The sequence below is a fragment of the Megasphaera hutchinsoni genome (genome assembly GCF_001553405.1).
Taxonomy (GTDB): domain Bacteria; phylum Bacillota; class Negativicutes; order Veillonellales; family Megasphaeraceae; genus Megasphaera; species Megasphaera hutchinsoni.
Genome location: NZ_KQ960952.1, coordinates 228,795 through 249,188 on the forward strand (window position 1 = coordinate 228,795; position 20,394 = coordinate 249,188).

General features: G+C 33.2%; 18 protein-coding genes. 5 read left to right on the forward strand and 13 right to left on the reverse strand.

What is annotated here, in order from left to right; genetic code table 11:
• Positions 1 to 7 precede the first annotated feature (7 nt).
• Entirely contained in the window at positions 8 to 1,318 is a 1,311-nt protein-coding gene (locus HMPREF3182_RS05085) for a hemolysin family protein (protein WP_062485870.1), read from the forward strand.
• Between the two features lie 7 nt (positions 1,319 to 1,325).
• Positions 1,326 to 2,060, forward strand: coding sequence for a DNA repair protein RecO (gene recO, locus HMPREF3182_RS05090; protein ID WP_206445554.1), 735 nt, complete (start codon positions 1,326 to 1,328; stop codon positions 2,058 to 2,060).
• A gap of 161 nt (positions 2,061 to 2,221) precedes the next feature.
• On the opposite strand, the gene HMPREF3182_RS05095 is transcribed toward recO, so the two are convergent.
• Positions 2,222 to 3,199: a helix-turn-helix transcriptional regulator gene (locus HMPREF3182_RS05095; protein ID WP_102888945.1), complete on the reverse strand. Its 978-nt coding sequence runs from the start codon at positions 3,197 to 3,199 to the stop codon at positions 2,222 to 2,224.
• 306 nt (positions 3,200 to 3,505) lie between these two features.
• Positions 3,506 to 4,963, reverse strand: coding sequence for a nicotinate phosphoribosyltransferase (locus HMPREF3182_RS05100; protein ID WP_062485890.1), 1,458 nt, complete (start codon positions 4,961 to 4,963; stop codon positions 3,506 to 3,508).
• A gap of 268 nt (positions 4,964 to 5,231) precedes the next feature.
• Between HMPREF3182_RS05100 and HMPREF3182_RS05105 the strand changes: the two genes are divergently transcribed.
• Positions 5,232 to 6,119: a DMT family transporter gene (locus HMPREF3182_RS05105; RefSeq protein ID WP_062485892.1), complete on the forward strand. Its 888-nt coding sequence runs from the start codon at positions 5,232 to 5,234 to the stop codon at positions 6,117 to 6,119.
• Positions 6,120 to 6,249: 130 nt separating this feature from the next.
• A complete protein-coding gene (locus tag HMPREF3182_RS05110) occupies positions 6,250 to 7,494 on the forward strand; it encodes an NAD(P)-dependent malic enzyme (RefSeq protein WP_062485895.1) in 1,245 nt (414 codons plus the stop codon).
• 53 nt (positions 7,495 to 7,547) lie between these two features.
• Here the strand turns inward: HMPREF3182_RS05110 and HMPREF3182_RS05115 are convergent, their stop codons facing one another.
• From HMPREF3182_RS05115 to HMPREF3182_RS05130, 4 genes are all read right to left on the reverse strand, one after another.
• Positions 7,548 to 8,768, reverse strand: coding sequence for a class I SAM-dependent rRNA methyltransferase (locus tag HMPREF3182_RS05115; RefSeq protein WP_062485898.1), 1,221 nt, complete (start codon positions 8,766 to 8,768; stop codon positions 7,548 to 7,550).
• A gap of 191 nt (positions 8,769 to 8,959) precedes the next feature.
• On the reverse strand, positions 8,960 to 10,273 hold the full coding sequence (trmFO, locus tag HMPREF3182_RS05120) for a methylenetetrahydrofolate--tRNA-(uracil(54)-C(5))-methyltransferase (FADH(2)-oxidizing) TrmFO (RefSeq protein WP_062485900.1): 1,314 nt from the start codon (positions 10,271 to 10,273) through the stop codon (positions 8,960 to 8,962).
• A complete protein-coding gene (gene topA / locus HMPREF3182_RS05125) occupies positions 10,263 to 12,533 on the reverse strand; it encodes a type I DNA topoisomerase (RefSeq protein ID WP_062485902.1) in 2,271 nt (756 codons plus the stop codon). Before topA ends, trmFO begins: the two co-directional genes overlap by 11 nt.
• A 160-nt stretch (positions 12,534 to 12,693) precedes the next feature.
• Complete coding sequence (locus tag HMPREF3182_RS05130; RefSeq protein ID WP_062485903.1) at positions 12,694 to 13,929, reverse strand: S-layer homology domain-containing protein; 1,236 nt, start codon at positions 13,927 to 13,929, stop codon at positions 12,694 to 12,696.
• A 377-nt stretch (positions 13,930 to 14,306) separates the two neighbouring features.
• Between HMPREF3182_RS05130 and HMPREF3182_RS05135 the strand changes: the two genes are divergently transcribed.
• Positions 14,307 to 16,031 carry an Rqc2 family fibronectin-binding protein gene (locus tag HMPREF3182_RS05135; RefSeq protein ID WP_062485905.1) on the forward strand — a complete coding sequence of 575 codons (1,725 nt, stop codon included), beginning with the start codon at positions 14,307 to 14,309 and terminating at the stop codon, positions 16,029 to 16,031.
• A gap of 17 nt (positions 16,032 to 16,048) precedes the next feature.
• On the opposite strand, the gene HMPREF3182_RS05140 is transcribed toward HMPREF3182_RS05135, so the two are convergent.
• The 7 genes from HMPREF3182_RS05140 to HMPREF3182_RS05170 form a co-directional block, all read right to left on the reverse strand.
• Complete coding sequence (locus tag HMPREF3182_RS05140; RefSeq protein WP_007392787.1) at positions 16,049 to 16,441, reverse strand: helix-turn-helix domain-containing protein; 393 nt, start codon at positions 16,439 to 16,441, stop codon at positions 16,049 to 16,051.
• Between the two features lie 305 nt (positions 16,442 to 16,746).
• Positions 16,747 to 17,025 carry a GNAT family N-acetyltransferase gene (locus HMPREF3182_RS05145; protein WP_007392784.1) on the reverse strand — a complete coding sequence of 93 codons (279 nt, stop codon included), beginning with the start codon at positions 17,023 to 17,025 and terminating at the stop codon, positions 16,747 to 16,749.
• Between the two features lie 31 nt (positions 17,026 to 17,056).
• Positions 17,057 to 17,686, reverse strand: coding sequence for a class II aldolase/adducin family protein (locus HMPREF3182_RS05150; RefSeq protein ID WP_007392738.1), 630 nt, complete (start codon positions 17,684 to 17,686; stop codon positions 17,057 to 17,059).
• Positions 17,687 to 17,713: 27 nt separating this feature from the next.
• Positions 17,714 to 18,490: an adenosylmethionine decarboxylase gene (gene speD, locus HMPREF3182_RS05155; protein WP_007392744.1), complete on the reverse strand. Its 777-nt coding sequence runs from the start codon at positions 18,488 to 18,490 to the stop codon at positions 17,714 to 17,716.
• A gap of 80 nt (positions 18,491 to 18,570) precedes the next feature.
• Complete coding sequence (gene rdgB, locus HMPREF3182_RS05160) at positions 18,571 to 19,170, reverse strand: RdgB/HAM1 family non-canonical purine NTP pyrophosphatase (RefSeq protein ID WP_062485906.1); 600 nt, start codon at positions 19,168 to 19,170, stop codon at positions 18,571 to 18,573.
• Positions 19,171 to 19,183: 13 nt separating this feature from the next.
• Entirely contained in the window at positions 19,184 to 19,834 is a 651-nt protein-coding gene (locus HMPREF3182_RS05165; RefSeq protein WP_007392737.1) for a coenzyme F420-0:L-glutamate ligase, read from the reverse strand.
• A gap of 17 nt (positions 19,835 to 19,851) precedes the next feature.
• Complete coding sequence (locus HMPREF3182_RS05170) at positions 19,852 to 20,394, reverse strand: hypothetical protein (protein ID WP_007392751.1); 543 nt, start codon at positions 20,392 to 20,394, stop codon at positions 19,852 to 19,854.

Consider the following 20,394-nt stretch of genomic DNA (forward strand, 5'->3'; position numbering starts at 1 on the left):
TATTAACATGGAAATTCAAGGGATTATACAGGGCTGGATTATTTATCTTCTTTTCTTGGTGGGAAGTGCTATTTGTGTGGCGGGAAAATTTTCCTTTGTTCAATTACGCTCTGAATATATTAATGAACGTATTGAAGAAGGGCAGGTACACGCCCGTAAATTATTACCTTTTTATCAAGCTCCTGAATATTTTTTAGGTGCCGCTCAATTAGGCGTGATCATCAGTCTTTCCTTTTGTGGAATAGCTATTTTTTATGTGTTAAAAAATAGCTATGGATTATTTTTTGATTATATACTCTCCAAGGAATTAGTTATTTTACTGATTACTATATTCAGTATCTTTATTACAATCGTAACATGGATCTTGGGTGCGTTTATTCCTAAATCTATCGCTTTGCATAATTCTTTTACCGTATTATTAAAAATTGGAACAATGATTTTTATTTGGCAACGTATATGTACTCCTTTATTAGCAATAGGCATATATATAAGTAAACGTATAGTACACTTATTTCATCAAACGTTAACCAATGAATTTGATATCTCACATACCGAAGATGAATTACGTATGCTTGTCACTGCCAGTCATAAAGAAGGAAAAATTGATACGGTAGAAAGTGAATTGATTGATAATGTATTTGATTTTGTTGATCGCATGGCAAAAGAAATTATGGTACCTCGTCAAGATATTGTTTGCCTATATACTCAGGATACAATGGCAGATTATCTGGATACAATTCGTTCTTTTCGTCATACACGCTATCCTTTATGTGAAGGGGATAAAGATCATGTGTTAGGATTAGTTCATATTAAAGATTTTATGGAAGTATACATACAAAAAAAGCGTAATTTGCGAACTATAAAACATCCGATTTTAATAATTCCTGAAATTATGTCCGTATCCTCGTTGTTGCAATTAATGCGTTCTAAACGTACATATTTAGCTATGGTAGTGGATGAATACGGAAGCACGGTAGGATTAATTGGTTTAGAAGATATTTTAGAAGAACTTGTAGGGACTATTCAAAATGAACATAGTATAGAAAAAGAAGAAATACAATCCTTTGCTAATGGAACATATGAATTAGCCGGCACGGTATTAGTAAAAGATGTGGAAGAGTTATTACACCTATCCATGTTAGAAGAAGTTGATGCAGATACTATTGGCGGATATGTTTTTTATATGTTAGGTCATACACCAGCATTAGAAGATAGTGTCATCATTGGGACCTATAAATTTACTGTAAAAGAATTGCGGCGTTTCCGTATTGCCCGATTATATGTAGAGCCGTATAAAGATACGAAAGACAAAGAATAAAATGAACATGATGAAACGATATAAAACACCTATAAATCGTACTTATCATGGTGTTGTATTAAAAATTAAAAAAAGTGATTTATATCAGCATATTACTGTATATACAAAAGAAGAAGGTTTATTACATATAGTACATAGGCGAGGGAAAAAAATATTAGGAAATCATACCATTTTACCATTAGGTTGGCTTATTTTTAATATACTAAAAGAAGAGCAAATACTTTTTTTAAGCGAATTTGAATGTACTAATACAAAAGCAACATTAAACCTTTCGTTGGATTATTTTATCTATTCTCAAATCTTTATAGAAATGATATTATCATTAATCCCACCAGGTGTAACAGATCATCAAATTTATCAGTTATTATGTACTTATACGCAAACCCTCTTAAAAAAAGACCCACGAATTGTCACGATTATTGCAGGTTGGCAATTAATAGGATATGCCGGATATTATCCAGATGTAAATTATATGCAAATAGGCATTCTAGGAAAGAAAAAAAATCGCATTTTATATTATTTAGGCGATAATTTACCAATTAACGTTTTACCGCACAAACTCATGCCATCTGTTCGTACCTTATGGAAAACACTTTTACAATATAATTGGAATACGACAGCAGTATTACAAATAAATAAAACCGATATAGTGATATTAGAAAATCTTTTATATAGTTATATTGAACAATGTAGTGAAAAGGAATTAAAAAGCATTAATGCTCGGTATGAGCTAGGTGAGTAAAATGGAAGTATTTATATGTAATTATTTCCGATAACGTTAAATTATAGGAAGTTATAAAAATGGAAGTATGTAGAGGTGCTTATTTCCTATATTTTGGGCTTAGCTGTTCACATTCTTGTTAATATATTAACAAGAATGCGAACAGTTTCTTTTTTTACTTTTTATTTGTCATCGATTTCCTCTTTTTTTACTATCTGTACAAGTTTACCTTGTCCTTGCAACCAAATATCAATGCCATTTCCGTATACAGTTGCTTGTACGGTATAAACGCCATTTTGATAAGATATTACTTCTGCTGTTGGCAATCTATCTAATATCGCATCAATATCATATCCAGCATAAGTAAATACAATACATTGTAGTTTGCCCCCATACATAAAAGGACTTCTCCGCCGAAAAATGCCTTCTTCAAAGCGTTGACTATAAGAAATTACAAATCGTTTAGAGTTAATGTTTAATGATTGAATACGATCAATCCGATAAACGACAGGTGATGAATATTTCCAATTGGTGTTTCTTTTTAAATTATGTTCGTCATCTTGAACAATTGCAATTAAATAAAAATAATATTCTGAAAATAAAATGGCGAGTGGTTTTAAATTGCGTGTAACCACACTTTGTCGATATTTATTATCATAAACAATAGTAATGTAGCGATTACATTGTATTGCTTTGCCTATTCGCCATAACATAGATAATATATTTTTTTTATGCTTAGGTTCAATATAATGATATAATTCATTCTTAATTAAATGATTTATCATTTTTTTATCATCTGCATTAACACAACCATTAAGGAGCTTATTCAATAAATTGGATATTTCTTCTTTAATAAATGCTTTGCTTCCTAAAAGTACTTTACATAGTGCCAAAATTTCTTCTGATGTGAAACAAGATTCTGATTCAGCTTCTAATTGAAATGAGCATTTTTTGCGGTTATAACGCAGTCCCATATAGTGCCCATGTTCTTTTTGGTGCTTACAAAATTCAATAATATCATGTAAATCGCGTTGAATACTGCGTTCGGTTACTCCATAATGGCTAGCTTCTTTTTCTTTTTGTAATGCTTCCCCGCGTAATAAACGAGTATATAAATCTAATAAACGTTCTTTTTTACTATCTTTATCAATCTCCGTCAATCTATACACCACCTTTAACATATTACATTCTTATTATCTAAAGAATACGCATATTTATCTTTTAAGGCAACAACGGATAGATAAAAAAATACATTTTTGCAAAAAAAAGTGTTCTATTTTATTATTCTAGGTAACGCTATAATGTATTTTTATGCATGCTATTTCTGTAAATACAAAAATAGCATTAACTAAATATTTATTTTTTTACAAAAAAAAGATTATTTAATCTACATAGTCACAATTTGACCTGCTTAATTTATTTTTGAAAATGTTATTATAATCAAGAAAGTAGCAATTTATTTTTCATCATATATTTAAAAATTTTGCCGATTCTTCTGCTAGTAACTGTTCTCTTATTGTATTTAATTTTTTACTACGTTGCACCCACATTTCTTCAGGATTAACTAATCGTAAATATTCTGGCCATAAGGTATGGATTTCTTTTTCAGCATAATGAATAACTTCTTCTAAACTAGGTGTTTCATATACTAATTTTCCCTGTTGAAAAATAGGTATGAGCATTTTCCTTACTTCGTATGTTCCTCCATGAATCATGCGGAATCGCCAAGGGGCACGATCACGTATTAATTCATAATCTTGCATAGGGTCAATAATTTCCTCTTCTAAAGAAATAATATCTGCCTTCATTTTACTGCTTTTTTTATCATAAATTCGATAAACATTTTTAATTCCTGGATTCGATATTTTTTCTACGTTATCACTCATTTTGATTTTAGGAACAAATGTTTCTCCTTCGTATTGTCCGACTAGTTTAAATACGCCTCCTAATGAAGGACCATCCTTAGCTGTAATTAAATGAGTTCCAATCCCCCATGAATTAATAACGCTGCCTTGAATTTTTAATTCTGAAATAAGATTTTCATCTAAATCATTTGAAGCTGCAATAATAGCATCTGCAAATCCTGCATCTGCTAATCGTTTATGTGCTTCTTTAGAAAGATATGCTAAATCACCACTGTCCAAACGAATGCCATATGTTTTAGGTAGTCGATTTGCTGCACGCATTTCCTGAAAAATTTCAATTGCATGTGGAACACCTTGACGCAATGTATTATATGTATCTACTAATAAAATTAAATTATTAGGATATTGCCGTGCATAAGCCCGAAACGCTTCTAGTTCAGAAGGAAAACTCATAACCCAACTATGTGCCATAGTGCCCAAAATAGGAATATGAAACATAGCACCTGCCAAAACATTACTCGTACCGTTAAAACCGCCAATCATAGCTGCTCTTGCTCCATGTACGCCCGCTGATTTTCCCTGAGCACGGCGTAGACCAAATTCCATTAATGTATCTTTTCCCGCAACACTGCGTATACGTCGTGCCTTTGTAGCAATTAGGCTTTCGTGATTTAAAATCATTGAAATGCAGGTTTCTAATAACATAGCTTCACTTTTTTTTGCATGAATACGAAGTAGTACTTCTTGAGGAAAAGCGATAGTACCTTCTGGCATAGAATAGATGTCACCAGTAAAAGTAAACTGTTTTAAATACGTCAAAAATGATTCTTGAAATAAACCCGTACTACGTAAATATGAAATATCATCTTCATTAAAATGTAATTTTTTTACAAAGTCAATTACATGGTTAAGTCCAGCGATAACAGTATATCCATTGTGAAAAGGATTTTTTCGATAAAATCGATCAAAAATACATATTTGTTCATGCTTGCCTTCTAAAAATAATCCTTGCATCATGGTTAGTTGGTATAAATCGGTGACTAATGCGTTTGTATACAAGATGCTCGCCTCCAAATAAATGTTTAATTTAATTATACCATATTTTAATATAGATAGTGTTCTTTTATTATGCTATATATTGATAATGATATATAATTCATATTTGCCAATTTAATAATCTCTAAACACTATTTACCGGCCATTATTTGTACGTATATAGTTATGATAAAATTTTCTCATTAAGTATAATGTTGTAACAAAAATTATTTATAAATACAAAAAAATATATGTTATAATATATGTGATTATACAAAGAAAGGACTCATATATGAAATATCGACTTATGTTATTTATTACAGCCATTGTTTGGGGTGGTGGCTTTGTAGCCCAACGATTAGGAGCAGAAAGCATTGGTCCTTTTACCTTTAATGCATTTCGTTTTCTTATCGGAACTTGCGTATTACTTCCCTTTATCTTATGGACAAACCAAAATAAGAAACAGATCGATAAACTACCACAAAAGCTTTCCCTATATAAAGCATCTATCATCTTAAGTATAATTTTGTTTTGTGGTGCGGCATTACAACAAATTGGTCTTTCTTATACGTCCGCCGGTAAAGCTGGATTTATTACTTCTTTATATATTATTACTGTGCCGATTTTAGGATTATGTGTAAAACATCCTTTACGCATTTCTCATCTTATAGGCTGTCCCATTGCCGTTATAGGTCTATATTTATTAGCTTTTCATGGTGGCAGTTCTACATCAATTAATTATGGTGATCTGCTACAATTAATAGGTGTATTTTTTTGGTCAATCCATATTTTGTTAGTAGGATATTTTGTTCGCTATTTTTCAGGTCTTCATTTAGCAATAGGACAATTTTTATGTTGTAGTTTAATTAATATGGTAGCAATTTGGTTTCATGGAGAAATAATAACCCTGCCCACCTTAATCGCAGCTGCTCCCGCCCTTTTTTATTCTGGTGTATTAGCAAGTGGCGTTGGCTTTACTTTACAAATGTTAGGACAAAAAGGAGTATCTCCTACGGAAGCTTCGCTTATTTGTAGTCTTGAAATGATCTTTGGTGCTATGGGTGGAGTATTATATCTCGGTGAATGGATGAGTCTCCTAGAATGGTTCGGATGTATCCTTATGACAATAGGAATTTTTTCTGCTCAAATTCCTAGCCGTTCGATAATCCAATGGAAATAAAATAAAAACGCAACATATCGTATTGGATATGTTGCGTTTCTTTTATAAAATAAATAGACGAAATAACAATTCAGGTATATGATATCTTTGTATGTTTTATGTTTGTTCAACTAATATTGAGGTGAAAATAATGACGTTTTATGAAAAAGCTATGCAAATTCGCACTAAAAATAAAGGAATTTTGGAAATCGTTCCTCGTGTGAATATACACAATCATGATGATTTAAGCGTATTATATACTCCAGGTGTAGCTGAACCATGCAGAAAAATTGCGGTTAATCCCGATGCTTCGTTTGAGCTTACGGGACGCGGTTCAACGATTGCCGTTATTTCTGATGGTACACGTGTTTTAGGACTTGGAGATATTGGTGCAGAAGCAGCTATGCCTGTTATGGAAGGAAAGGCTTTATTATTTAAACTATTTGGTGGAATTAATGCGGTTCCCCTTTGTTTAAATACTAAAGATCCAGAAGAATTTATTAGAACTGTAAAACTATTAGAACCTTCTTTTGCAGGGATTAATTTAGAAGATATATCTTCTCCAAAATGCTATGAAATTGAAAACCGATTGAAAGCAGAAATGACTATTCCCGTTTTTCATGATGATCAACATGGTACAGCCATTGTTGCTTTAGCAGGTGTGTTGGGTGCTTGTCGTTATACAAAGCGAACGATTCAAGAAGCTCATATTGTAGTAAATGGAGCTGGGGCTGCCGGTGCCTCTATTACGAAATTATTGTTATTAGAAGGAGCAACCAATATTACCTTAGTAGATAAAGATGGTATTTTATATGAAAATATGCCTGGATTACATGCTATGCAAAAAGTATTATCCCAAAAGACAAATCCCATAAATCGTCACGGTTCGTTAGAAGACGCTCTTGTAGGTGCAGATATTTTGATTGGGGCTTCTGCTCCAGGTATTTTTACTCCAAAACGAATACATTTAATGAATCATCATGCAATTGTCTTTGCCTTAGCCAATCCCATCCCGGAAATTACTTATGCAGAAGGTAAAAAAGCAGGTGCGACGATTGTAGGTACGGGGCGTTCAGATGCACCAAATCAAATTAATAACCTAATGGCTTTTCCAGGTATTTTCAGAGGTGCTTTAGCTGTGCGTGCTACGCAAATTAATGAAGAAATGAAACTTGCTGCGGCACATGCTATTGCATCATTAATTTCAGATAATACATTACGTAGTGATTATATTATTCCAGACTCTTTTGATCTGCGTGTAGCACCTGCCGTTGCAGCTGCAGTAGCCCAAAAGGCTATTGAAACTAATGTAGCTCGTCAAACTAAAGATCCTCATGATATTTATCAAGAAGCAGCTCAAGAAATAGCCAATTTACGTCAACGATTTATTCTTTAAGATAAAATTATAAAAAAAGACAACGTTAGGGGAAAACGTTGTCTTTTTTTTATTTATACCACTTGAAAAACATAAAATTTCAAATAGTTCGTTTCTGGTACACTCCATAAAATAGGGTGGTCTGGAGATTGTTGACGTGCTTCTATTTGGCGTAAATGCACATGTGCATCTTTAGCTGCATCTTTTAACATGCGACAAAACAATTCTTCTTTCATGAAATGTGAACAAGAACAAGTAGCCAAGTATCCTCCACGTGGTAGTAACCGCATGGCTTTCATGTTAATTTCTTTATAACCACGAATTGCATGAGCAACGGTTTTTCCTGACTTAGTAAATGCTGGTGGATCTAAAATAATAAAATCATAATCATGATTTTTTGTTTCTACTAATTCAGATAACAATTCAAATACATTTGCTTGTTTTGGAAAAACGATGTGTGATAGCTGATTTTGTTGAATGTTTTTAATGGTCATCGCAATAGCTTCCGCAGAAGCATCAATAGCGTCAACACGTGCTGCTCCACCCTTCCCCATATTTAAAGCAAAGGCCCCGGTATGGGTGAAACAGTCTAATACATGTTTTCCTTTTGCTAATTTTGCAACACAGCGACGATTATATTTTTGATCTAAAAAAAATCCAGTTTTTTGACCATTTTCAATATCTACTTCATATAAAATGTCATTTTCTTTAATGGAAATAAATGCACTATCAGGAGTATCTATATAATCTGCTTTATACCATCCTTTATACATAGGTAGTCCATCTAATTCCCGTACTTTAACATCATTTCTTTCATAAATTCCACGGATGTGAATGCCCTTTGTTTGCAATACTTCTATTATAGCTTTAAAAATAATATCCTTTATTTTATCCATACCATAACATAAGGATTGACAAACCAATATATCCGTATATAAATCAACTGTCAAGCCAGGCATTTGATCGGCATCACCAAAAATCAAGCGACAAGAAGAAAAATCTTCCCCCATAACAGTTTCACGATAAGCAATTGCATAGGTTACTCGGCGCTTCCAAAAGGCTTCGTCAAAGATATCATTCGTATTACTTGAGATTAAACGTACACGAATTTTAGAAATATCATTAACAAAGCCCGTTCCTATATATTTACCTTTTTCAGAATATACATGAACTAAATCTCCCGTTTGATAGGAACCGTCTACCTTAACTATTTCTGCCCCATAAACCCAAGGATGTCCTTGTTTTGCCGCTAATTCACCTTTTCGATTTACTTGTAATCTTGTAAAATTTCTCATATATCTCCTTTGTATTCTACGATTTCAATGACTTTTTCATAAACGCTATCCATATTTATATCCAATGTTTTTTAGTTTTTTATCTTTAAAACCTTCACTGGCTTTGACAATCAGATAATGATGACTATTTCTCTATTATGTTATAGGGAAATTATCGTAATACATGAAATGAAACATCTCAATTGGACTATTTATATCTTCCCCTTTATTGTATCAATTTCTTGTAATGCACGTTGTGCTAAAAACATGTTTTTTTCTTTTTTCTTCATTTTCTTTTTCACACCTAATGGCTCTATAATACCAAAATTAATATTCATGGGTTGAAAATTAGTATTAGGATGATGCGAAATATAATGACTTAATCCACCAATTGCTGTTTGAGAAGAAAAACGAATACAGTCTTTGTTCATATATAACTGTGCCGCATTAATTCCTGCTAATAAGCCCATTGCGGCAGATTCCAAATATCCTTCTACTCCTGTTAACTGCCCTGCAAAAAATAAATATGGATTTTCTTTATATTGTAATGTTGGTAATAATACAGCTGGTGAATTAATATATGAATTACGATGCATAACACCATACCGAACAAATTCTGCCTTTTCTAATCCTGGAATAAGTGAAAAGACTCGTTTTTGTTCAGGGAATTTTAAATGGGTTTGAAAACCGACTATATTGTATAATGTGCCCTTGCTATTATCTTGACGTAATTGAACTACCGCATAAGGAATTTCTTGAGTTTCTGGTAAAGGTAGACCAACTGGTTTAAGTGGGCCAAAACGCATTGTTTCCATCCCTCGTCCTGCCATTACTTCAATAGGCATACATCCTTCAAAAACGGTATCATCTTTTTCAAATTCATGTAATTCTGCACATTCTGCAGTTATCAAATTTTTCCAAAAAATTTCATATTCATCTTTAGTAAACGGACAATTTAGATAATCGGCTCCACCTTTATTATATCGAGCAGCTCGATAGATTTTAGTCATATCTAATGAATCAAATGTTACAATCGGAGCGGCCGCATCATGAAAGTGAAAATACGCTTCTCCAGTTAATTGTTGAATTTGCTCTGCCATTGCTCCGTCTGTTAAAGGGCCCGTTGCAATAATACAAAGACGATCCGTGGGAATCGTCGTTACTTCTTCATGCACAATGGTGATAAATGGATTATTAGTCATTTTATCTGTAATCCATTGACTAAAGGACGTGCGATCTACAGCTAATGCCCCACCTGCTGGTACACGATGTTTATCCGCACCTTGCATAATTAATGAATCTAACCGACGCATTTCTTCTTTTAATAAACCGACAGCATTTTCGACATTAGCAGCTCGAAAAGAATTACTGCATACTAATTCCGCAAATAAATCAGTATGATGTGCAGGTGATGAACGTAAAGGACGCATTTCTGCTAATTCTACGGGAATATTACGTTTGCTCAATTGATATGCCGCTTCTACACCAGCCAAACCGGCACCTATAACCAGTACACTATTCTTCATTTATAACTTCACCTTTTTTATGATTTTCACAAGTTTCATTACTACAAAATAGCTTATCGGCCCCTCGCTTATAATGCTTAATAGTCATCATAGACCCACAGAGTGAACATTTTTTATTCGTAGGTTCGTTCCAAAGGACAAATTCACAATTGGGATATTCACTGCACCCATAAAACAGACGCCCTCGCTTTGACTTACGCCGTATCAATGTGCCTTTTCCACAATTCGGACAAGGAATACCGAGATCATCTATAATGGCCTTTGTATTGCGACAAGTAGGAAAATTAGAGCATGCCAAAAATTTTCCGAATCGACCGAATTTATACACAAGGGGAGCCCCACATTTTTCACAACGTTGCCCTGAATCTTGGCCTGCAACTTTCACTTTTTCCATCTCTTTTTCAGCTATGTTTAATTCAGGTTTAAAAATACTATAAAAATCGCCTATTACTTGTGCATATGAAACATTCCCCTGTTCAATTTCATCAAGTTCTTTTTCCATATGTGCTGTAAAATCAACATTAATGATTTGTTCAAAAAATTTTTTTAATAACGATATTGTCACTATACCTAATTCCGTTGGAATAAATTGTTTTTCCTTTTTTTCAACATAATTACGCCGTTGAATGGTATCCATGATAGGTGCATATGTACTAGGACGACCAATCCCTTTTTCTTCCATTGTTTTAATTAAACTCGCTTCCGTATATCTTGCAGGTGGTTGCGTGAAATGTTGACTCGGCGTAATTGATACGGCTTGCACGATTGTTTTTTTTTTTAATTCGGGCAACTCTTCGTCTTTTTCTTTTTTCTGATCTGCATATAATTCTGTAAATCCTTTGAAAATAACTTTATAACCTGAAGCACGTAATTCATATATATCACTTTGAATAGAAAGCGTCATATTTTCTGTTTCTACTGCTTCCATTTGACTAGCTAAAAAACGATTCCAAATAAGTGTATACAGACGTAATTGATCACGTGATAAAAAAGCACTTACCATCGTAGGCGTATATTCTAATGAGGTTGGACGAATGGCTTCATGTGCGTCTTGACTTCCCTGTTTTGTTTTAAAATTACGAGGTTTAGCCGGCACGTAATTGTCGCCATAAGTTTGCTGAATATACGTGCGAGCAGCTTGAATCATATCTTCATTAATACGAGTGGAATCCGTTCGCATATAAGTAATAAGTCCAACGTGACCAGCTTCCCCCATTTCTAATCCTTCATATAACTGCTGAGCTAACATCATCGTTTTTTTTGCCCCAAAATTTAATTTTCCAATACATTCTTGCTGTAATGTTGACGTGACAAATGGTGGCTGTGGTTGACGGCGACGACGACGTTTTTCCATCTTTACAATACGATCAGGGGTGTCATGAGTAACTCCATGTTGTTGCCATAATAAGGCTTGCGTAATCTGATCAGCTTGTTCTTTATTTGGAATAATCGCTTTTTTCCCATCGATCTTTACCAATTCGCATGATAAAGAAATATTATCATCCGTTTTATAAATACCACTAATTTTCCAATATTCTTCAGGTACAAATGCATTTATTTCTTCTTCCCGTTCACAAATAAGCCGTACTGCAACAGATTGCACACGGCCAGCACTTAACCCCTTGCACACTTTTTTCCATAATAAGGGGCTTAATGAATACCCTACAATTCGATCCAATACACGTCTTGCTTGCTGGGCATCTACTTTAGGCAAATTAAGTGGTGCCGGACTGGCAATACTAGCCGTAATTGCTTTTTCTGTAATTTCATGAAACATAATACGGCACGGTGCAGTTGGATCAATCTCTAACAAATGAGCTAAATGCCAAGAAATTGCTTCACCCTCTCTATCCGGGTCAGTAGCTAGAAATACATTCTTTGATTTTACGTATTCAGCTTGCAATTCAGCAATAATTTTGCGTTTATCCCACATATTTATATACGTAGGCAAAAATCCATTTTCCAGATCAATACCTAATTGATTTCGTGGTAAGTCACATAAATGTCCACAACTCGCCAAAACTTTATAATCTTTTCCCAAAAATCGTTCAATTGTTTTGGCCTTAGCTGGAGATTCGACAATAACTAAATTTTTTGCATTCTTAGACGGCACTTTAGGTTTTTTTAATTTTTCTACGGGTCTTTTCTTTACCGTACCTTGAATGATAAGTTTTTCCTTAGTTGGGCTGCTTTTTTTGCTTTTCTTATTCGCTTTGGTATCATCAATTACAATAGTTCGTTTTATTGGAAATTCTAGCATCTATTTCATCCTATCTATCAAAAAACTACAACATATATTAATCTAATTTCTAATGATACACTATATCACTTATTCTATCAACTTATAGCAATATCAAAAAGCAATTTTTTGCATAAAAATATAGCAGACCGTCAAAGGCGATCTGCTATATCTTTTATCATTAAAATGCGAATACTACTTGTGCACGTGTTTCTTCTGCTAAGCCTACGTTATTTGATTTTTTCTTAGAAGCAAAAGATCTCATCGCTTGGAATTTGATATTTTTGGCAACGACATAATCTACGCCAGCGCCCCATGATTTAACATTTGCTGTTAATGCGGCAGCTCGCCATAAACCGCTATTAGGAGCAAGCGCATAGTTGTCAGCATTAATATATTCTACCCATACATCCCAAGATTTCGGGGTGAGAACATCAGCAGTACCATATTGTACTTTGCCTAACCATACTTTGGTTGCTTTATCACCTTTGATATCACGTTTTGTCTGTTCGTAATTTCCAGATACGGTGATCTTATCTGCTTTTACTTGAGCATATGCACCTAATGTGTTGTGTCCGATTCCATTTTGATTAGGTAAAATCGTTGCATGGTATACACCAATGGAAGTATTATTCCGTACGGTTCCTTCTACTTGTTGGAATGACACTTTACGATTTAATAAAGCAAAAGTATCGCCGTCTTTTAATTTACCATATCCCACGGTAGCAACAAAATTATCACGATTATAGGTAAGTTTTACACCATCTAAGGTGCTGTCATATAAGTATCCTTGACCTAATGTAAAATCCTGACGACCTAATGTTAATCCTACTTTTTGACAGACTTGAGCCTGCAAATTAGCGACCTTAGTTACAGCGTGTGCTGCTGAAGCATTATCAGTGCTTTTGAAAGCTTGTACGTATTCAACGCCATATTGTGCAGTAACATTATCGTTTACTTTCGCAGTAGCCTTAAGTACTGTTTTTAAATCATAGGAAGCATCTTTTTCAACCTGTCCTTTGATATGAATGTAGCGAACACGTGCATTACCTTCTAATTTTACATTTCCTACTTTATTTTCTAATTCAGATACGCGAACACCTAATACATTTAATTCATTTGCAAACTCTTGAGCTAATTTATTGATAACTGCACGTTGTTGTGCGTTAGCTTTATGTGAATTAGCCATTGCTTTTGCTGTAATTTCAGCTGCTTCATAACGAGTGATCGTGCGGTTTCCTTCGAAATGCGTACCATCTACACCTTGAATGATACCTGCATTGGCAATACTTACAACGGATTGGTATGCCCAACTATTAGCTGGTACATCAACGAATGGATTAGCAGCAAAAGCACATGCCGTGCCAACAGCCATGGTAGCCACTAAAGCGGACAATAATTTTTTACTTTTTTTCATAGTAAAATCTCCTCTTTTTTATATTTATACGTGATTACTTGCTTATTTCAATATGAAATACAAAAAATGAGTACCCTTGTTTCCTCTATTCTTTATAAATCATAATTTTATTAACATTATCCTCACGTATAAAAAAGATAACGTTTTGTTGAATTATACCATTTTAATTTTATACAATCAAGTTTTTTATTTTATTTATTTTTGAAATTGTTTATTATTTATCTTTTATTTTGATATATTGTATCATTATATAAAATAAATAATGATAACTAATATTATATTCTTTTAATGCAATTATTTCATACAATGAAACATAATTCATGTATTTAGTCGTTCTTTTCATTATGATATAATAAATAAAAAAATAGGAGATTTATATGAATATAGATAGTATTACCTTACAAGTTATTACCAATGAATTACGAGAAGCATTAATCGGTGGCCAAATTTCAAAAATTTATCAACCTGATATACGTACCTTATATTTTCGTATTTTTAATACGCCTAAAACATATCATCTTATTATCACATTAGATATTACTCCACGAATATATCTTTCTTCTGTTATTCCACCTATGCCTGATATGCCATCGGCACTTTGTATGTTTTTACGAAAGTATTATGAAAACGGTAGAATTGCTTCTATTGAACAATTGTATTTAGATCGCTTATTATCTATTGATATTGATATTTTAAATGCAGCAGGAAAATTAATAACACGCACAATTCAAATAGAATTAATGGGCAAGTATAGTAATGTCATTTTTACAGAAAATAATATTATTTTAGAAGCATTGATTAAAACTAAACGCAATACTACTGCACTCCGTACAATTGCACCAAAAGAACCTTATGGTTTTCCACCTAATGCAATGAGGATGAATCCGTTTTCATTTACCTCAGAAGAATTGGCTGACATGATTCCTAATAGTGTAGAAGAAACGTTAGGAAAATGGTTGTTGCGTCATTTTAATGGCATGAGTACAATTCTTTTAAATGAATTGACCTATCGGACGGGAATTGACCATAACAAGACATTAGCAGAAATATCGTTAAGTGATCGATTTACGTGGTGTCGTGCAATAGAACAAATGGGAATAGAATTAAAACAAGTAAATGGAGTTTATGTATATAAAGAAAATGAAAAAACGAAAGAACTCATATTCCCTTTGCTTTTACAATGCTTATCTACTTCTTCTCCTGTTCACGTTCCTTATGTTCAAACCTATTTAAATAAATTTCAAGAGAATTGTAAAAGCTTAAACGGAGAACAACGGATATTACAAAAAATAGTTCAAAAACGTATAGAAAAACAAAAGAAAAAAATACATCGTATGCAAATAGAAATGGAAGAAACGAACAAAATGGATGTATATAGAGAATATGGAGACTTATTAATGATATATGCTTCCATGCCCTGGCAACATCAATCGTATATAACCGTTGATAATATTTTACATGAACCCGTAAATTCAATAAAAATTCCCATTAATCCAGCATGTTCTTTAACAGAAAATGCAAATAAATATTATAAAAAATATACAAAATTACGGCATAGAAAAAGAAGTACTGCCCATTTACAAGAAGAGAATGAGATGTTTTTAACATATCTCTATTCTCTCGACTATGCATTAGAAACGGTACATACAAAAGCGGAAATTGATGACATAAAAGACGAAATGAAACAAAGCAATTTATTAGAGCATACCTCAAGAATAAAAACAAAAAAGAAGACGGTCTCCCCTATTTTTACTATCATGATAGATAATATTCCGCTATATATTGGACATAATAATAGGCAAAATGATTATTTAACAGGGAAAAAAGCACATCCTTATGATTTATGGTTTCATGCTAAAAATATCCCTGGCTCACATGTTATATTAGCTTGCCATGATGTACAACCAACGGTGGAGCAAATAGAAAAAGCAGCACAAATGGCTGCATTTTGCAGTCAAGGGAAAAAATCATCAAAGGTAGAAGTTGATTGTACATTAATAAAATATGTAAAAAAAATGCCCCATGCAGTGCCGGGACTAGTAACTTTTTCTCATCAAAAAACATATTTAGTAGAACCTAAGGATATTTCGCTACATAAATAATGAAACAACCCATATTATTATGGGTTGTTTTTTGGTACGCGTGGTTTATGTAATTTTCTACGATTATTTATATATGCGTTATAATGCACATTCAATACAGCTTGTATGGCTTCCCTGCCCACTGGCATAAGTAACCGATATTTAAAAATTAAGTCCTGTTCTTCATCCGTATATGTAACAACTGGTAAGGATGCATCCATCGGTACATCGTATCCCATAAGCCATGCCAAAGAAACACCATAGGTGATACTAATAACATATAATTTATCTTGCTTTGGCGTAATTCTACCAGAAATATATTGACACATGGCAGATCGCGAAATGCCCATAGTTTTACTTAAAATAGCCTGACTAATTTGTTTTACTTCTAATAATTCTTTTAATCGATTTGATGTTGTACTTATTTTCATAATAGGTGCCCTCTCTTTATAGAAAAAAGAATTGTCTATTGGAAATAAACAAATTATTTTTTATATTTTGTGTGTATCTTGTATAACATATATATTATCATATTTGTTCTAAAATAAAAAGCCTTTTTAGTGAATAATATTAGTTCATACTTGCATTTATCGTATAATTGTTGCTTATAAAAATTTGATAAAAATACATCTGCTTTTATATGAACTCTTTTAATGTATTATAATTTAGTATATAGTTTAAAATATAAACTAAAAAAAGATTTTATAGACAAGACTCATCTATAAAATCTTTTCTTCTATTTTATTACTAATCCCTCACATTCATGAGGATGTTGCTTTACCCACATTTCTGCATACGAACAAGAAACCCGAAATGTCTTACCATGTGCTTTTAAATAGTCAACGGCTTTTTCCATTAATTGTGCTGCTACATGCTGACCTCGTAAACGCTCGTCAACAAAGGTATGGGTAATTACAATAATGCCATCATCTCCTTGTGGAAATTGAATATAAGCAAGTACATTTTCGTGCTCATCTTTTAGCGAAATAGATTGTGTATCATAATAAAATTTCATTATAACCTCCTTTATAACAATGGTTCCGGTATTAAAAAAGAATAGGGGATGACCATATTTCCTTTTCCTCAGAGTGAGGCGCTTCATCTTCTCGCAGTGATGCAAATAATAGTGCATCTCGATACATTTTAGCCACCGTTTCTAATGTTTCCATTCGATACAAGGCTTCCGTTAAAGATTCTCCCAGTGCAATAGCACCATGTCGTTCTAATAAACCAACATTTGCTTGTAACATACTCACGGCAGCAGCAGTTGCTAATTCCATCGATCCAGGTAAAGCATAAGGAATAGTGGGCACATGTCCTAATACCAATTCCCCTTCTGTAACCAAATCAGAAGGAAAAGGAATTGCCGCAACGGATAAAGCTGTTGCCGTGATTGGATGAGCATGTACAATCGCTTTTACATCGGGACGTTTAGAATATATTTGGATATGCATTGACGTTTCCGATGAAGGCTTTCCATTTCCCTCTAATACGTGGCCAGTTAAGCTCACCCGAAGTATATCTTTTTTACGAACTTCTCCCTTAGGTTTTTGGGAAGGTGTAATAAGGATAGAACCATCGGCACAACGCACACTGATATTTCCATCGCAGGCCGTAACAAGACCTGCTTTAGTTATTTTTTTTCCAATATAACAAATTTCTTTTTTTGTATCCATTCGATTCCTCGCTATTATCTTACCATTTTATCGCATCGTTGGCATATTCCTACCATTAAAAATTTCTAACATTTCTTGTCGTACTAAACGACGAATATGATGCTGTTGCCTTTTCGTAAGATCATCTACATTGATATTAAATAAATAATTATCTAAATCAAAATCTTTTAAAATCATTTTAGTATGAAAAATATTTTCTTGATATACATTTACATCGATCATATCGTATTGTGTTTTTGTATCACGCGAAATATAATTTTGAATGGAATTGATACGATGATCAATAAACAATTTTTTCCCCGATACATCACGCGTAAATCCACGAACATGATAATCTAATGTAACAATATCTGATTCAAAATTATCTAATAAATAGTTTAATGCATTTAATGGAGAAATGCGACCACAAGTAGATACTTCAATATCCGCACGAAAAGTCATAATTCCCTTTTGCGGATGACTTTCAGGATAGGTATGTACTGTCAAATGACTTTTATCCAAATGACAAACTACATCAGCATCAGAAGGTTCCATTTGTTCCTCTGAAATTAGAATCGTCACGCTAGCTCCCTGTGGATCATAATCTTGACTGGCAATATTTAAAATATGAGCTCCAATAATAGATGAAACTTGTTGTAAAATATTTGTCAATTTTTCAGCATTATATTGTTCATCAATATATTCAATGTATTGCCGTTGTGCTTCAGGACTAACAGCATAACAAATATCATACATATTAAAACTTAAGGTTTTGGTTAAATTATTAAATCCATATAATTTTAATTTGCTTGGTTTTAGTGTCATGTCTTCATACCTTTACCGTGAAATTAACAGATACCTGTCTATTTATTTAAAATAATATATACGTGTATACTACATCGCTGTCATTTATCTAAAATTAACTGGTCAATTAAATGACGTAATGCCTGACCACGATGGCTAATAGCATTTTTTTGGACTGGCGATAACTCGGCCATCGTTTTTTGTAACAATGGTACATAAAAATAAGGATCATATCCAAAGCCATTTGTACCAGCTGGCGTTTCCTGTATAATTCCTGCGCATTGCCCTCTGGCCAAAATTTCTCTGCCATCTGGATATAGTAAGACAAGCTCACAAATATATTCCGCTCGTCTTTGTTGAATAGACAATGATTTAATTTCACGCACTAATTTCCGATTGTTTGCTGCATCATCGCCATGTTTTCCTGCATAGCGTGCAGAATATATCCCTGGTTGTCCACCTAGTCCTTCAACGCATAAGCCTGAGTCATCCGCAATACAAGGTCTATGAGTATATTTCATATAATATTGTGCCTTTAGTCGTGCGTTTTCTAAAAATGTAGTACCATTTTCTTCGGGTTCACGAATATGAGGATATAATAAATGGATTGATTCTACATTATATCCTAATGGCGTAAGTAATTGCTGTAGTTCTTGTATTTTTCCTTTATTTTTTGTAGCTAGCAATAATACTTCATTCATCCATTTATCACTCCTATATCTGTGTTTTACTGATATCATTTTTTATAATAACAATCGGTGTTGTTTGAGAATCATTACCAAACGGATTATTTCGTAATAATGCGACCATATGCGTTGGGTCAATTCCTTGTGAATACCCTACGATACAAGCTCGCTTTAAATCATTTACATCAGCAATACAAACGCCCTTACAATCTATTTGCTGGGCAATCTGATTCGCTACTTGAGTCGGATTTTTCGGACCAAATACAATGCATTTATCAAATGGAGGCATTGTTCCTGTTACATCATCAATTAAAGCAGCTTGTGGACATAAACTATACCAAACACCTCTTTTTCCACAAACTTTTGCGATACCTCCTATTAGAAATGAAAATAATACTTTCCACTTTCCTTCGATATTCATCGCAGCTTGCATACCATATAAACTAGACATGCTTCCTTCAGGAGGTACAAAACGCCGTAATAATCGAGCTTGCCAAGAAATATGTAATTCTTCTGGTCTTGTAAAACGATGTTGTGTAATCGCAACAACGCTTTCGGCAATGCAAATAATATCTTCTTTGGTCACAAGGTTTGCCGTATATTTTTTTATTACATCAATAATATTATCTTGCTCTGTTAAAACTGCGGTTTTAACCGGTATTACTTCTACTTTAGACATTCTTTTTCGGATACTCCCTATATCACTGTTTTTCTACTACAAAGTTCAGCCGAACGCAACGTAATTCTAGCCTTATGAATATACCATTCATTTCTACCCACAGCTTGATAAACTAAATCAATTGGCATATCTGGAAATTGTTGAATGTCTTCTTGAATAGAGCCTGTTTTACTACTTAATGTAATAATGACCTTAATTTTATTTTTTTGCTTGGGGTAAAAAATAGTGGATTCCCAATATGAATCTTCTCTTGGTTTTGCTACATTAGTTAATCTGGCATATACGTAACAACGATTAAATTGTTCTTGCGGTAATAAAATACGTGGATAAAAATCCATGATAGTACCTGGTTGTTTACCTATATTTTTAAAAGGCACAACCGCTTCTACTGTGATAGACTGACGATTGGACTGCTTTATTTGGAAAGGGGTGCGTTTTTTTGCTTCAATGTAAAATATAGCATCTCCTTGATACCAACTAAATATATGAAAAAATAAATATCCTACCGCTATGCATCCAATAATTAACATAACCGCATTGATAATCATATAAATAAACAC

Bases quoted from the DNA above. Each gene is read 5' to 3' on its own strand.
- HMPREF3182_RS05085 (WP_062485870.1), top strand. From the start codon at position 8: ATGGAAATTCAAGGGATTATACAGGGCTGGATTATTTATCTTCTTTTC.
- recO (WP_206445554.1), top strand. From the start codon at position 1,326: ATGATGAAACGATATAAAACACCTATAAATCGTACTTATCATGGTGTT.
- HMPREF3182_RS05105 (WP_062485892.1), top strand. From the start codon at position 5,232: ATGAAATATCGACTTATGTTATTTATTACAGCCATTGTTTGGGGTGGT.
- HMPREF3182_RS05110 (WP_062485895.1), top strand. From the start codon at position 6,250: ATGACGTTTTATGAAAAAGCTATGCAAATTCGCACTAAAAATAAAGGA.
- HMPREF3182_RS05115 (WP_062485898.1), bottom strand. From the start codon at position 8,768: ATGAGAAATTTTACAAGATTACAAGTAAATCGAAAAGGTGAATTAGCG.
- trmFO (WP_062485900.1), bottom strand. From the start codon at position 10,273: ATGAAGAATAGTGTACTGGTTATAGGTGCCGGTTTGGCTGGTGTAGAA.
- topA (WP_062485902.1), bottom strand. From the start codon at position 12,533: ATGCTAGAATTTCCAATAAAACGAACTATTGTAATTGATGATACCAAA.
- HMPREF3182_RS05130 (WP_062485903.1), bottom strand. From the start codon at position 13,929: ATGAAAAAAAGTAAAAAATTATTGTCCGCTTTAGTGGCTACCATGGCT.
- HMPREF3182_RS05135 (WP_062485905.1), top strand. From the start codon at position 14,307: ATGAATATAGATAGTATTACCTTACAAGTTATTACCAATGAATTACGA.
- HMPREF3182_RS05140 (WP_007392787.1), bottom strand. From the start codon at position 16,441: ATGAAAATAAGTACAACATCAAATCGATTAAAAGAATTATTAGAAGTA.
- HMPREF3182_RS05145 (WP_007392784.1), bottom strand. From the start codon at position 17,025: ATGAAATTTTATTATGATACACAATCTATTTCGCTAAAAGATGAGCAC.
- HMPREF3182_RS05150 (WP_007392738.1), bottom strand. From the start codon at position 17,686: ATGGATACAAAAAAAGAAATTTGTTATATTGGAAAAAAAATAACTAAA.
- speD (WP_007392744.1), bottom strand. From the start codon at position 18,490: ATGACACTAAAACCAAGCAAATTAAAATTATATGGATTTAATAATTTA.
- rdgB (WP_062485906.1), bottom strand. From the start codon at position 19,170: ATGAATGAAGTATTATTGCTAGCTACAAAAAATAAAGGAAAAATACAA.
- HMPREF3182_RS05165 (WP_007392737.1), bottom strand. From the start codon at position 19,834: ATGTCTAAAGTAGAAGTAATACCGGTTAAAACCGCAGTTTTAACAGAG.